Source organism: Austwickia sp. TVS 96-490-7B (genome assembly GCF_019331795.1).
Lineage (GTDB): Bacteria > Actinomycetota > Actinomycetes > Actinomycetales > Dermatophilaceae > Austwickia.
In genome coordinates, this window is the sequence record NZ_JAHPZL010000007.1 from 126,657 (window position 1) to 140,777 (window position 14,121).

General features: G+C 64.0%; 13 protein-coding genes, 1 tRNA gene and 1 pseudogene. 13 read left to right on the forward strand and 2 right to left on the reverse strand.

Annotation, left to right across the window (positions count from 1 at the left end):
• The first annotated feature begins 21 nt into the window (after positions 1 to 21).
• The 12 genes and pseudogenes from KEM60_RS08710 (at position 22) to KEM60_RS16930 (ending at position 12,228) form a co-directional block, all read left to right on the forward strand.
• Entirely contained in the window at positions 22 to 162 is a 141-nt protein-coding gene (locus tag KEM60_RS08710; RefSeq protein ID WP_219107142.1) for a hypothetical protein, read from the forward strand.
• Between the two features lie 112 nt (positions 163 to 274).
• Positions 275 to 1,495, forward strand: coding sequence for an MFS transporter (locus tag KEM60_RS08715; protein ID WP_219107143.1), 1,221 nt, complete (start codon positions 275 to 277; stop codon positions 1,493 to 1,495).
• Between the two features lie 110 nt (positions 1,496 to 1,605).
• Entirely contained in the window at positions 1,606 to 2,280 is a 675-nt protein-coding gene (locus tag KEM60_RS08720; protein ID WP_219107144.1) for an SIMPL domain-containing protein, read from the forward strand.
• Positions 2,281 to 2,343: 63 nt separating this feature from the next.
• Positions 2,344 to 4,194 (forward strand): methionine--tRNA ligase, encoded by a 1,851-nt coding sequence (metG, locus tag KEM60_RS08725; RefSeq protein ID WP_219107145.1) that lies wholly within the window; start codon positions 2,344 to 2,346, stop codon positions 4,192 to 4,194.
• Positions 4,191 to 5,030: a TatD family hydrolase gene (locus tag KEM60_RS08730; RefSeq protein ID WP_255574410.1), complete on the forward strand. Its 840-nt coding sequence runs from the start codon at positions 4,191 to 4,193 to the stop codon at positions 5,028 to 5,030. The genes metG and KEM60_RS08730 overlap by 4 nt, the downstream gene beginning before the upstream one ends.
• Before the next feature lie 262 nt (positions 5,031 to 5,292).
• On the forward strand, positions 5,293 to 6,309 hold the full coding sequence (locus KEM60_RS08735) for a Gfo/Idh/MocA family oxidoreductase (RefSeq protein WP_219107146.1): 1,017 nt from the start codon (positions 5,293 to 5,295) through the stop codon (positions 6,307 to 6,309).
• A 61-nt stretch (positions 6,310 to 6,370) separates the two neighbouring features.
• A complete protein-coding gene (gene iolG / locus KEM60_RS08740; RefSeq protein ID WP_219107147.1) occupies positions 6,371 to 7,360 on the forward strand; it encodes an inositol 2-dehydrogenase in 990 nt (329 codons plus the stop codon).
• A 69-nt stretch (positions 7,361 to 7,429) separates the two neighbouring features.
• Positions 7,430 to 8,287, forward strand: a complete 858-nt coding sequence (locus KEM60_RS08745; protein WP_219107148.1) for a TIM barrel protein — start codon at positions 7,430 to 7,432, stop codon at positions 8,285 to 8,287.
• 125 nt (positions 8,288 to 8,412) lie between these two features.
• On the forward strand, positions 8,413 to 9,378 hold the full coding sequence (gene rsmA, locus KEM60_RS08750) for a 16S rRNA (adenine(1518)-N(6)/adenine(1519)-N(6))-dimethyltransferase RsmA (protein ID WP_219107149.1): 966 nt from the start codon (positions 8,413 to 8,415) through the stop codon (positions 9,376 to 9,378).
• Between the two features lie 9 nt (positions 9,379 to 9,387).
• A complete protein-coding gene (locus tag KEM60_RS08755) occupies positions 9,388 to 10,326 on the forward strand; it encodes a 4-(cytidine 5'-diphospho)-2-C-methyl-D-erythritol kinase (RefSeq protein WP_219107150.1) in 939 nt (312 codons plus the stop codon).
• Between the two features lie 72 nt (positions 10,327 to 10,398).
• Positions 10,399 to 10,885, forward strand: a pseudogene (locus tag KEM60_RS16925) (ATP-binding cassette domain-containing protein); the annotation flags it as partial.
• Positions 10,886 to 11,328: 443 nt separating this feature from the next.
• On the forward strand, positions 11,329 to 12,228 hold the full coding sequence (locus KEM60_RS16930) for an ATP-binding cassette domain-containing protein (RefSeq protein WP_370626350.1): 900 nt from the start codon (positions 11,329 to 11,331) through the stop codon (positions 12,226 to 12,228).
• Between the two features lie 44 nt (positions 12,229 to 12,272).
• Here the strand turns inward: KEM60_RS16930 and KEM60_RS08765 are convergent, their stop codons facing one another.
• Together KEM60_RS08765 and KEM60_RS08770 are read right to left on the reverse strand one after the other, a co-directional pair.
• Positions 12,273 to 12,788: a MarR family winged helix-turn-helix transcriptional regulator gene (locus KEM60_RS08765; protein WP_219107152.1), complete on the reverse strand. Its 516-nt coding sequence runs from the start codon at positions 12,786 to 12,788 to the stop codon at positions 12,273 to 12,275.
• A gap of 76 nt (positions 12,789 to 12,864) precedes the next feature.
• Complete coding sequence (locus KEM60_RS08770; RefSeq protein ID WP_219107153.1) at positions 12,865 to 13,494, reverse strand: TetR/AcrR family transcriptional regulator; 630 nt, start codon at positions 13,492 to 13,494, stop codon at positions 12,865 to 12,867.
• 178 nt (positions 13,495 to 13,672) lie between these two features.
• On the opposite strand from KEM60_RS08770, the gene KEM60_RS08775 reads away from it, so the two are divergent.
• Positions 13,673 to 13,754 (forward strand) — tRNA-Gln (locus tag KEM60_RS08775).
• Positions 13,755 to 14,121: the final 367 nt, after the last annotated feature.

Consider the following 14,121-nt stretch of genomic DNA (forward strand, 5'->3'; position numbering starts at 1 on the left):
TGATTAGAAGGAGTCTAGTAGATGACTAGCAATATTGCGGCGAACCGGAACAACAACTGGGGTTCTGAGGTTGGTGCGGCGAACCGGAACAACAACTGGGGTTCTGAGGTTGGTGCGGCGAACCGGAACAACAACTGGGGTTCTGAGGTGGTGCATCCCTAGCCACTGGTATATTTGTCAGATTTTCATGCAAGATATGACTAGGCCCGGAGATACCAGCGAATTGTTCGCTGGTATCTCCGGGCCTAGTTGTACTTTAATACTGATTCTTGCTGTGGAGGATTTGGTGGAGGGTTTTTTGGTTTTGCGCCAGCATGCCGCGTTGAGGTATCTACTGCTGGCTCAAGTGATCACTAATTTCGGTAACGGCTTAGCGCCAGTGGCGGTGGTGTTCTATGTGATGGATCGCAACCTTGGTCCTGAAATTCTTGGCATAGCCGGAGGGATCTATGGGTGCTGTCTTGCCGTCATGCTGCTCATAGGCGGTCATATAGGAGATTCATATGACCGCTTAACGGTGGCTTCTCGTCTCAGCCTAGTTCGAGGAATTACTCAAGGCGGTATTGCCTTATATCTTCTCTGTGTCGCGGATGGGACTTTCGGTCTTTATCTGGGGAACGGGATCCTGGGAGCTGCTGCGGGTTTGTCCATTCCATCCTCGCAGGGTGCAATGCGAGAGGTTCTCCCTCGCGAGCAGATTCATATAGGAGTCAAATTACGTTCAATTCTCCAAGAAGGTTCTCGTGTCGCTGGGACGGGGTTGGCTGGGCCGTTGTGTATTTTGGTGGGAGCCCCGGCAGTTCTCTTCGTGGATGCGCTCACGTTTTTGATCGCCTGCGTGGGATTTTGGTTAGCATCGCAGCGCAGGGTTGATACGGTTCAGCGGCGAGAGGGTGCCACCATTCGCCTGTCGGACGGTTTTCATGAAATCCGGAAAACGACATGGCTGATGGTGCTCATGATTCAGAGCGTCATCACTCAGCTGTGCTTTTCAGGTATTGAGTCAGGGCTCCTGCCGGTCTGGGTAGGGTCCCGCTACGGAGTTGAAGTCTGGTCGGTGACCAGTGCGCTGATGATGGCGGGGAGTATTGTCGCTGGGGTGGCGCTCCTCAGGTTTGACACGCGCCCATCGCCAGCAAGTGCTTGCCTGTGGCTTGGTTTAGGATGTGCCTCCGCTCTCCTTTTCGTCCCGCCATTACCAGTCTGGGTGATTTGGGCATGTGCGTTGTCGCAAGGAGTCCTGGTGCAAATCTACAACATCCAGTGGGATATTCTTGTCATGGCCCGCATTCCATCCGATCGCTTGAGCGGTGTGATTGGTTCTTATCAAAGTGTGAACTTCATGGGGCGTCCTGCTGGATTGTTTGCTTTTTCTGTAGCCATAGGGAGTGTGGGGCAGGCTCGATGGCTTGTCATCGCTTCCCTGGTGAGCGCTTTAGTCCCACTGTGTGCTGCATTGTATCTTTGGGGGAAGAGCCAGGTGGCAAAGAGGTAGGGCTGACGACACCTAGGTAGATCTGACTTGCTTTCGGTTTGCGACAGGCTGCCGCCACTGCTGGTGTTCTTCAGCCTCGACGTACCGCCTGTTCGGAGGAGGATGAAGGTATGGAGATCACTGTGGTCGGCTACAAGAGAGCGAGCGTCCCTGCGGAGCGGGCCACCGTTCATCTGATGGCGGGGTTCGAATCCGGTGACAAGAGCGAAGCGATGACCAGGGCGACGTCCCTGGTTGGCAAGCTCACCGCGCATATCCAGGTTTTGGAAGGCGCCGGAAGCTCACCTATCACCTGGTATGCCGTCCTCCCGATGGAGACTCGATCCTGGCGGCCCCATTCGGACAGCGGGGCGATCCTGCCGCTACGTCATCAGGTCTCCGCGGAGGTCAAGGTCAAGTTCCGGGACTTCGCCGCCCTGGCGCATTTTGTCCAACAGGTCGGCGGGACAGCTGGCGTGACGTTGCACCACGTGGAGTGGACGTTGACAGAAGTCACTCAGGAGCGACTGCGTCAACAACTTTTGGCTCAAGCAGTCGCGGAAGCTACGTCGCGGGCGGTGACCCTCGCGACCGCAGCAGGGGCGGCAGAAGTTGTTCCTCTCGAGATCGCAGACCCTGGGCTGTTGTCTGGGGTGGGTGGGGCCATGACGACGCTGTCGGTAGGTGGGACCTCTTGGCGCGGCGCCCATTTGAGTGATTCCTCCCCCTCGGGGGAAGGAGTGCGGGTCCTCCCTGAAGACATCGTCCTCGAGGCTGAGGTGCACGCCCGTTTTGGCGCGACCTGAGAGGGTCGCTGACGGCCCTGGCCGCGGCGGAAGGTGCGGTAGCGCGCCACTAGACTCATGGTCATGACCAAGGTGCTCTCCGCTGTCGCGTGGCCGTATGCCAATGGCCCCCGCCACATCGGGCATGTCGCAGGTTTCGGCGTGCCCTCCGACGTCTTTAGCCGGTACATGCGAATGTCCGGGCATGACGTGTTGATGGTCAGTGGCACCGACGAGCACGGCACACCCATCTTGGTTGCTGCGGATCAAGCTGGAGTGACTCCACGGGAATTGGCCGACGTCAATAACCGCATCATCGTGGAAGACCTGGTCAACCTGGGTCTGTCCTACGATCTGTTCACCCGCACCACCACCCGCCACCACTATGCCGTCGTCCAGGAGCTGTTCCGCCAGGTCCACGCCAACGGCTACATGATCGAGCAGACGACGTACGGGGCGATCTCCCCGAGCACGGGACGGACCCTGCCAGACCGATACATCGAAGGCACCTGCCCGATTTGTGGAGCCACGGATGCCCGCGGTGACCAGTGCGACAGCTGCGGCAATCAGCTCGACCCCACTGACCTCATCAATCCGAAGAGCCGCATCAACGGGGAAACCCCGAAGTTTGTCGAGTCCCAGCACTTCTTCTTGGACTTGCCTGCTTTGGCGGATGCGCTGGCCGGATGGTTGGGGGAGCGGGAAGCTGACGGGTCGTGGCGCCCCAATGTCATCCGTTTCTCCCAAGGTCTGCTCAAAGACATGAAGCCGCGAGCGATGACCCGCGACATTGACTGGGGCATCCCGATCCCGCTGGACGGCTGGCGCGACCAGCCCGGCAAACGGTTGTATGTCTGGTTCGACGCGGTCATCGGTTATCTCTCCGCGTCCATCGAATGGGCCCGCCGGACTGGGGACCCCGAGCGGTGGCGCGAATGGTGGAACGACCCGGCGGCCGTGTCTTACTACTTCCAAGGTAAGGACAACATCACCTTCCACTCTCAGATTTGGCCAGCAGAGCTACTCGGGTCGATGGGTCGGGGAGACAAAGGCGGCACACCGGGTGTTTTCGGTGAACTGAACCTGCCCACCGAGGTCGTGGCCAGTGAGTTCATGACGATGGAAGGCAAACAGTTCTCCAGCTCCCGTGGCGTGGTCATCTATGTGCGCGACATGCTGTCCCGTTATCAGCCGGACGCATTGCGATATTTCATCTGTGCCGCCGGGCCGGAATCCAGCGACTCCGATTTCACCTGGGCCGAGTTCGTCACCCGCACTAACTCTGAACTGGTCGCAGGTTGGGGCAACCTGGTCAACCGCACGGCCACGATGATCGCGAAGAACTTCGGGGAGATCCCCGCATGTGGTCCGTTAGAAGCTGGTGACGAGGAGGTGCTCACCGCAGTCCGAGGTGGCTTCGACGTCGTCGGTGATCTCATCGGGCGACACCGCCAGCGGGCCGCGATCGCTGAGGCGATGCGCCTGGTCGGTGAGGTCAACGCCTACATTTCCCGGACCGAACCATTCAAGCTCAAGAGCGCCGATCAGCGGGAACGCCTCGGCACGATCCTGCATGTAGTGGCACAGTGCGTCGCTGACCTCAACGTGATGCTCAGCCCGTTCCTGCCGCACTCGTCCAACCAGGTCCACCGGGCGTTGGGAGGCGACGGCACCTTGACCCCGATGCCGCGCATTGAGGAAGTCACCGACTTCGACGACGAGGTCGAAGGCATCGACGGGCAGTTGCACACCTACCCGATCATTACCGGCGACTACACCGGCCCTCACGGGTTCCGCAACTGGGCCTCGACGCCCATCGTGGTGGGGACGCCGGTCGCGAAGCCCAGCCCGATTTTCACCAAACTCGATCCATCAGTGGTCGAGGAGGAGACAGCCCGGCTGCGCGGTGACGTCACGGACGGCGCACCAGCGTGAGCGCGGCCGATGGACCGTTGCGGCCCGCTGACCCGCTGCCCCTGCCAGTCGTTGACAACCACTGTCACCTCGACATGGGCCGAGCGGGAGAAACACCTCCGGACGTAGCGGAGGTGCTGCGGGCCGCCCGGGCCGTCGGCGTGGACCGGGTGGTCCACATCGGATGCGACCGACCCGCCATTGCCGCAGCGGTGGCCTTGGCTGAGCAGCATCCCCGCCTGGTGGCTGGAGTAGCGATCCACCCCAACGAGGCGCCGGAACTGGCCGCTCAAGGCCACCTCGCGTCCGCCTTGGATGACGTGGAACTCGCCGCTCGACATCCACGGGTACGGGTCGTCGGTGAGACAGGTCTGGACTATTTCCGCACCGAACCCTCCGGGCGGGCAGCGCAGCAGGAGGCATTCCGGGCGCATATTGACATTGCCAAGCGCTGTGAACTGCCGTTGCAGATCCATGACCGGGATGCCCACGACGATGTCTTGCGGATCCTCGCCGCAGAGGGCGCGCCAGCACACACCGTGCTGCACTGCTTCTCCGGGGGGATCGACATGGCCCGAGAGTGCGTGGACCGCGGCTACTATCTCAGCTTCTCCGGCACGGTGACCTTTAAAAACGCCCGCGAGCTGCGAGACGCACTCGCAGTGGTGCCCTTGGGGCAGTTGCTGGTGGAGACGGACGCGCCGTACCTAGCGCCGACGCCGTATCGGGGGCGAACGAATGCGCCAGCGCTGGTGCCGTTTACGGTCCGGGTGATGGCATCGGTGAAGGCCGTGGATGTGCCGACGATGTGCGCGGCGCTCTCTGACAACGCGGAGCGACTGTACGGCCCGTGGTGATCCACGAGGGCTAGCCCCCTCCGCCGAAGGCGCCAGGCAGACCCATCCTGGCCCATGCGGCATCGTCTCCCTTGTCGAAGTAGCCCAAGCATCAGCGGCGAGACGAAGGACTCCCGGCCTTGACAGGACATGCTCACAAACTGTCGACTAGTGCCTTGACGGTCGTCGATGTCCTGTCCACTGGCCGTTCACTGCACCGTGCGCTCCTTCCGAGCGCATGCACCAGTGCCCTCGGGGGCACGACGACGAAGGAGTTGTCACGATGGCCGAGCGCGTACGAGTAGGTCTTCTCGGCATCGGACGAATCGGCATTGGACACGCCCAAGCGCTCCGGGACCTGCCCCGCGTCGAAGAGCTCGTCCTCGCCGACGTGGCACCAGGACGCGCCGCCCAGGTCGCTGCCCAACTAGGCGTCTCCCACGGGGATGTCGACGACGTCTTCGACACCTCCCGAGTCGACGCCTTAATCATTGCCACCGGCACCGACACCCACGCCGACCTGCTGATCAGGGCTGCCCACGCCACGATGCCAGTGTTCTGCGAAAAACCAGTCGCGATGGACATCGCCGAAGCCCGCCGAGCCATCGAAGCCCTCGAAACCGCTGGCATCCTCAACCACATCGGCTTCCACCGCCGCTTCGACGCCGGATACCTCGAAGCCAAACGACGACTCAGCTCCGGAGAACTCGGCGAACTCCGCCGAGTGCACATGCTCACCTGCGACATGGACACCCCGGACCCTTCGTTCATCCCCACCTCAGGCGGCATCTTCCGGGACTGCCTCATCCACGACTTCGACATCCTGCGATGGATGACCGGGCAGCGGATCGAAACGGTCTACGCCCTCGGCACCGCTAAAGGAGACCCCGTCTACCAAGCCTCCCACGATGCCTCCGACGCCGTACTCGTGCTGACCCTGGAAGACGGAACCCTCGGCACCGCACACACCTCCCGCTATAACGGGGCCGGTCACGACGTACGAATGGAACTCTCCGGCACCCGAGGCGGCGCCATCGTCGGCCTTGACTCCCGCGCACCACAGTTCTCCACCGAACCCGGCCACACCGACCTCCCCGGGCCGGTCTGGGTGAACTTCCTAGAACGGTTCGAACCGTGTTACGCCGCAGAACTCGCCGCTTTCATCGACGCCGTCTGTGATGGCACCCCCAGCCCATGCACCGCCGCCGACGCCCTGGAAGCCCTCTACGTCGCGATGGCCGCGACAGTCTCCTTCACCGAAGGACGACCCGTCCACGTCGACGAGATTCGACGCTCCTGACACACCCCCAGCACCACCTCTACCCATCACCGCATCACACCTTCAGTCAAGGGAGACCGACATGGTGAACGTCGCCGTCATCGGCGCAGGCCGCATCGGAACTGTGCACGCCCGGGCCGTGGCCGATAACCCGCACACCCGGCTGACCCTGATCGCCGATCCGTTTGGCGACGGCGCACAACGCCTGGGAGAGCAGTACGGCGCTCGCCACACAACCGAGGTGGATGATGTTTTCGCTGCCGACGACGTGGATGCCGTCATCATCGGATCCCCCACGCCACTGCACGTCGATCACATCCTCGCCGCCGCCGCCGCGGGGAAGAAAATCATGTGTGAGAAGCCCGTCGACCTGGACATCGCCCGTGTCGACGAGTGCATCGCCACCTTGGGTGAGCGCGCCGCGCAGGTGATGATCGGGTTCAACCGCCGCTTCGACCCGGGGTTCGCGCAGATCCAGGCGCGCGCTGCAGCCGGTGAGATCGGAGAGATTGAGCAGGTCACCATCATCAGCCGGGACCCGGCAGCACCTCCAGCCAGCTATGTCGCTCAGTCCGGTGGCATCTTCCGGGACATGACCATCCACGACTTCGACATGGCCCGGTTCCTGGTGGGTGACATTGTCGAGGTCAGCGCCGTGGGGCAAAACCTGGACCCGCAGATCAAAGCAGCAGGTGATTTCGACGCTGCGGTCGTCACGTTGACTGCGGCATCCGGTGCGGTTGCCACGATCATCAACAATCGGCACTGCCCGTCGGGCTATGACCAGCGGTTGGAAGTCAGCGGATCCACCGGCATGTTGGACGCGGCGAACCACCGGGCGACCTCAGTGCGCTATTCGGGCGCGCGGTACACCGAAGCCGCCGCACCGTATCTTGACTTCTTCCTGGAGCGGTACACCGCCGCGTACGCTGCGGAACTGGCAGCTTTTGTCGCATCCTGCGAATCCGGTGGCCCGGTGACCCCCAATGTCCTTGACGGTCGCGCCGCCCTGGCGCTGGCCGACGCCGCGACCCACAGCGCGCGAACTGGGGAGCGGGTCCGTCTGTCTTGACGGGTCCGGCCCCCGCGCCGTCCCGTGCGTTCCCCGAGTTGAATCGTCTTGTTGCAAAGGAGCACGTCCATGAAGATCGCCGGTGCCCCCATCTCTTGGGGTGTGTGTGAGGTTCCCGGTTGGGGCTACCAACTGACGCCGGAGCGAGTCCTGACCGAGATGAAAGAGGTCGGTTTGACCGCCACCGAGTTCGGCCCGCAGGGCTGGCTCCCCGAAGCGCCCGCAGAGCGCGCGGCCGCATTGACGCCGTACGGTCTGGCGGCAGTGGGGGCCTTCGTGCCGGTCGTGTTGCACGACCCGGACCACGACCCGGTCCCAGAGGTGGCGCGAGAGCTGGACAGCTTTGAGGCGGCGGGCGGCGACGTCCTGGTTTTGGCGGCAGCGACCGGTCAGGACGGGTACGACGACCGTCCGGTCCTCGACGACTCCGGGTGGGCGGCGTTGTTGGGCAACCTGGACCGGTTGAAGGAGCTGGCGGAGTCGCGGGGCGTCAAAGCCACCTTGCACCCCCACGTCGGCACCATGGTCGAGAAAGCCGACGAGGTCGAGCGGGTCATGGCGGGTTCGCAGATCGGGCTGTGCTTGGACACCGGTCACCTGATGATCGGTGGGACCGACCCGGTGGATCTGGTCCGCCGGTATGCGGGCCGGGTCAACCACGTGCACACCAAGGACGTCCGCAAGGATGTGGTGGCGCAGGTGCAGTCCGGTGAGTTGACCTACACCGACGCGGTGCGCGCCGGGATCTATGTCCCACTGGGCACGGGAGACGTGGACTTCGCTTCGATCATCGGCGATTTGAACGCTGCTGGGTTCGACGGTTGGTATGTCTTGGAGCAGGACACCATCCTGCCGGGCGAGCCGGAAGGCGAGGGCCCCGTTGCCGACGTACGAGCGTCGATCGCCTATTTGACGAGCCTGGCCTGAGGATCTGTCACTCATCTCGGTGGGTGCGCCCTGGATGTGTCGGGGCGCACCCACCGGGGGTGTCCGGGTGCTGGTGAGCGCGCGACGGTCAGCAGGTGGTGGCCACCCTGGATAGGCTGGTGACCATGTCGTACACCGAACCTGGGGACCGTGCCGCTGAGGACCTGACTGGTCAGGAAGCCGCTTTGGTGCATTCGGGGCATGAGTTGTTGGGGGCCGCGTCGATCCGAGAGATTGCCGGTCGGTTGGGGATTCGACCGACGAAACAGTGGGGGCAAAACTTCGTCGTTGATGCCAACACGGTGCGGCGGATCGTCCGGTTGGCGGGGGTGGGTCCGCAGGACAGCGTCGTGGAGATCGGTCCGGGGTTGGGATCGTTGACATTGGCCCTGTTGGAAGTTGCTGAGCAGGTCACGGCGGTGGAGATCGATCCGGTGCTGGCAGCGGAGTTGCCGCACACCGTGGCACGGCTGCAAGCGGCGCATGCGGGGCGGTTGCAGGTGGTGCAGGCTGATGCGATGACCGTGACGGAGCTGCCGGGGGCGGCGCCGACAGCGTTAGTGGCGAATCTGCCGTATAACGTGTCCGTCCCGGTGTTGTTGACGTTTTTGGAGCGCTTTTCGTCGTTGCAGCGGGCGTTGGTGATGGTGCAGTGGGAGGTCGCTGAGCGGTTGGCGGCTCGTCCGGGCAGCAAGGCGTACGGCGTGCCCAGTGTGAAAGCTGCCTGGTACGGCGATGTCCGGTTGGCGGGGACGGTGCCTCGAGCGATTTTTTGGCCGATTCCGCACGTCGATTCGGGATTGGTGGAGTTTGTCCGTCGCCCGGGGCCGTTGGCGGTGCAGGATCGTGATGGGCAGCCAGTGTCGCCGCCACGTTCGGCGGTGTTTTCGTGTGTGGATGCGGCGTTCGCGCAGCGTCGTAAGACCTTGCGGGCGGCCTTGGCAGGGTGGGCTGGCGGAGCGGATCGCGCGGAAGCAGCATTAGTGGCGGCGGGAGTGGATCCGCGGACCAGGGGGGAGCAGCTGGGTGTGGAGGACTTTGTGCGGGTGGCTGCTGCGCATGGTGAGGGGCGGGGCGGCGCGAGCGCATAGGGTGGGCCCATGAGCAGCGCCCTTCCGAGTTCGGTGACCGTGCGGGTCCCCGCCAAGATCAACCTAGAACTCGTGGTGGGGCCGTTGCGCCCGGATGGGTATCACGACCTGTCGACGGTGTTTCATGCAGTGAGTGTCTTCGACGAGGTGACGGTGACTCCTGCTCCCGCATGGTCGGTGCAGGTCAGCGGGCCGTACGCCGATCTGGTGCCGGTGGGCGATGACAATCTGGTGGTGCGGGCAGGCCGGTTGCTGGCCGAGCGGTGCGGCGCGGCGGAGGCGGGGCCCGCGCTCGTGCATATCGCCAAGGAGATCCCGGTGGCGGGGGGGATGGCTGGCGGATCGGCGGACGCGGCGGCGACGTTGGTGGCTTTGGACCACCTGTGGGGTGTGGGTGGGCGGCGTGATCTGTGGGATGAGTGCGCCGCAGAGTTAGGCAGTGACGTGAATTTCGCGTTGGTGGGGGGGACGGCGATCGGGTCGGGACGGGGTGAGCAGATCGCTCCGGTGTTGGGGCGGGGTCGCTACCACTGGGTGCTGGTGCCCAGTGCACAGGGTTTGTCGACGCCGACGGTCTTCGCGGAATTGGACCGGATGCGGGGTGCGGAGGCCACCACGGTGGCGCAGCCGCGGCCGGGGGAGTCGATGATGCAGGCGCTGCGTTCTGGTGAGGTGGAGGCATTGGCGGCGGCGCTGCGTAATGACCTGCAAGAACCAGCGTGTGTGTTGCAGCCTCGGCTGCGTGAGGTGGTGGCGGCGGGGCAGGAGTTTGGTGCCCTGGGTGCGGTGGTGTCAGGGTCGGGTCCGACGGTGGCTTTCCTGGTGGACGGCCCGGAAGGGGCCTTGGACCTGGCGGTGGCGTTGACGGCGTCTGGGGTTGCCGATGAGGTGGTCCGGGCGGTGGGTCCGGTGCATGGTGCGCATGTGGTGACATCGGCGACGCCCTGACGTGGTGTTTCAGTCCGGTGATGAGTCTCGGCCGCCCCGGTGGGTGCGGCCCCGTGTGGAAACGAAGGATGTATGGCGAATCTGATCTCGGTGGAGAAAGCCGATCTGTCCCTGGGAACGACGCATCTGCTTGATGAGGTGTCCTTGGGTGTGGCTACCGGCGACCGGATCGGGGTGGTGGGTCGCAATGGGGGCGGCAAGTCCACGTTGTTGCGGGTGCTCAGCGGAGACCGGGAGATCGATTCTGGGCGGGTGGCACGGACGACGGGTCTGACCATGGGGGTGTTGCAGCAGAGCGACGCCCTCGATCCGTCCTGGACAGTACGCCGCGCGGTGCTGGGTGAGCAGGCCGAGCATGAGTGGGCCGCTGATCCGAGGGTGCGCACGATTTTGGATGGGCTGCTCGGCGGGATCGACGCAGCTGGCGTGGGTGGGTTGGATTCAGTGATCGGGCCCATGTCTGGTGGGGAGCGACGCCGGATCGCGTTGGCGGCTTTGCTGGTCGCTGACCCGGATGTGTTGCTGCTCGACGAGCCGACCAACCATTTGGATGTCGAAGGGGTGGCGTGGTTGGCGTCGTACCTCTCGCAGGTGCGTTCCCGTGGTGACGCGGCGCTGGTGGTGGTCACGCACGACCGGTGGTTCTTGGATGCGGTGGCGACATCCACCTGGGAGGTCGTTGACGGGCGAGTCGAGTCGTACGAAGGTGGTTATGCGGCGTACGTGCTGGCTAAAGCGGAACGGGCGCGGATCGCGTCGGTGACTGCAGAACGGCGGGACAACCTGCTGCGTAAGGAACTGGCGTGGCTGCGCCGGGGTGCGCCAGCTCGGACGAGCAAACCGAAATTCCGTATCGAAGCGGCCAGCGCGCTCATCGACGACGAGCCACCGCCCCGCGACGAGGTGTCGTTGGTGAGTTTCGCAACCCGGCGTCTCGGCAAGGACGTCATCGACCTGCTCGACGCGACAATCCGGTGGGGCGAACGGACTTTGCTGGATCGGGTGACGTGGCGACTCGCGCCCGGCGACCGAGTCGGCATCGTTGGTGTCAACGGCGCCGGGAAATCCACTCTGCTGCGGGCGTTCCTCGGCGAGGTCGACCTGACCGCGGGGCGCCGTAAAGTCGGCAAGACCGTCGTGACGGCGTTCTTATCTCAGGAAGTCACCGAACTCGAGCGCCTCGCCGACACTAAAGTCATTGACGCCATCAGCGAGGTCCGCAGCTACATCGCCCTCGGCAAAGGCGAGATCAGTGCTAGCCAACTCGCGCAGCGGCTCGGGTTCACTGGGTTGCGCCAGCAATCTCTGGTGGGTGAACTCTCCGGTGGGGAACGTCGCCGCTTGCAGTTTCTCCGGCTGCTCATGACCGAACCCAACGTGTTGGTCCTCGACGAGCCGACCAACGATCTGGACATTGAGACGCTCACCTCCATGGAAGACGTTTTAGACGGCTGGGCTGGCACGCTCCTAGTCGTCAGTCACGACCGTTACCTGCTGGAACGCATGTGTGACCGGCAGGTGGCGCTGCTCGGTGACGGCAAAGTCCGTGACCTGCCCGGTGGTGTCGAGCAGTATTTGGAGTTGCGGCATCAGATGGCGGCCAGCAGCACCGGCAGCGGGGGGGCCAGTGGCGGCGGCAGCGCTGGCAGGGCACCAGCAGCGTCGGGGGCAGCCCCGTCCACTCAGGCGCAGATTCGTGAAGCGCGGCGCGAACTCAACCGGGTCGATCGGCAGCTGTCCAAACTGTCGCAGGCTGAGGAAAAACTGCACACTCAGATGGTGGCGCAGGCCGCTGACCACGCGGCCGTCTTGGAGCTCAACGAGAAGTTGCGAGCCATCGTCGAGGAACGTGAAGAGCTGGAACTGGCGTGGCTGGAAGCTGCGGAGATCGCCGAACCCTGATCGGTGACGCGTGGCCTGGCGGGGTCAGTGTTCGCACAGCCAGGTCAGTGCTCGAAAGCCGCCATGATTCGGGCGAGCATCGCTGCGAGCTGGCGACGCTCGTCCGGATCGAGGTCTTCCAGCAGGCCCCGTTCATGGTCAAGGAGCCCCGCCAGGGCATCCTCGGTGATGCGGCACCCTTGGGTGGTCAGCCGCACCCGCACGCCACGACGGTCGGCGGGGTCGGGGCGGCGGTCAACGAGGCCGCGCCGGGCCAGCCGGTCGATGCGGTTGGTCATGGTGCCGCTGGTGGACAGGGTCGCCTTCACCAGGTCGCCGGGGGAGAGCTCGTACGGCGCTCCAGAGCGTCGTAGCGCCGACATCACGTCGAACTCCCATACTTCTAAGCCGTGCTCGGCGAACGCGGTCCGACGGGCGAGATCGAGGTGCCGTGCGAGCCGCGTGAGTCGGGATAAGACGTGGAGCGGTTCGACGTCAAGATCCGGTGCTTCACGGTGCCACGCCGCGACGATCGTGTCGACCTCGTCGTTCCCGGTGCTGCTCGACCGCTGGTGACTCATGTCGACAGCCTAACGAGCGGGTCTGTCGGCCCACCGCTCCGGAGGCCTCTCGAGGTGGAATATCTCGATATCAAGATCAACTGGGGTGGGAACGCTGGTCCTCCCCAGGCCGACGCTCCCGCAATCGCGGGTTCGGTTCCACCCGGGACAGGCCATTCCACGCGAGGTTCACCACATGCGCGGCAACCTCCTCTTTCGGGCGGCGAGGTGAGTCCAACCACCACTGCCCACACAACGCGACCATGCCCACCAACATCTGCGCATACATCGGCGCCGTCAACGGATCCAACCCCCGCTGGCGGAACTCCTCAACCAGCAGATACTCCACTTGCCGGGTGATGTCGCTGATCAACGTGGCGAAACTTCCCGTGGACTGCCCCATCGGAGAATCCCGCACCAAGATCCGGAAGCCATCACTGGACGACTCGATATAGTCCAGCAGCGCCAACGCGGCCCGCTCCACCAAGGCATACGGGCTACCAGCGCTCGTCAGCGCTTTCGTGATCAACCCCAGCAGCACCTCCATCTCCCGGTCCACGACCACGGCATACAACCCCTCCTTGCCACCGAAGTGCTCGTAGACCACCGGCTTGCTCACGCGAGCCTGCGCCGCGATCTCCTCCACCGTGGTCCCCTCGAAGCCCTTCTGAGCAAACAAAGTCCGCCCGATGCCCAAGAGTTGCTCACGTCGCTGCTTCCCGGTCATCCGTGCACGGGGCAAGGGCGTGCCTTTCGTCGTCGTCACTCAGCCATTCTCTCCCGAGGACCGGAGTCGTTCGCGCACCTCCAGTTTCGGGACGGTGACGTTCGTGCAGCGGAACGTGGTCCAAGGCACTCTCGGACTCGACTAGGCTGTGGGGGTCGTCGCTACGGCGAAGACACCTTCCCCGGTTGGTCTGCTGGCAGGGCCCGCCTGACTTTGAATCAGGACTAGCGACGATGGTTCGATTCCATCCCGGGGAACCACTCACGTAGGTCAGCGTCTCGCGATGGCCTACGGTCTCGGCGTACCTGGGCGCCTTGCTAGCAGCAGCCTCACCGAGACAACTCCTCATCGCGCAGATCGGCGAACGACTGCGCCGCGTTCCACGTCTGATCCCGCAACACGTGGGCATACACGCGCAGGGTGATCTCCAGGTCCATATGCCCCAGTCGAGCCGCGACGACATGCACCGGGACGCCGACAGCAGCGCGGTCTGGTATCGCGTGGGCCTCGACCTCGCACTCAGCTCCTGTTTTTCACACTCAGCCCCCGGTCGATGACGGCGGGGAGTGGTAGGAACAGGAGCTGAGTGCGGCATGCTCAGGCGGGCTGAGGTGGGCGGCAGGATAG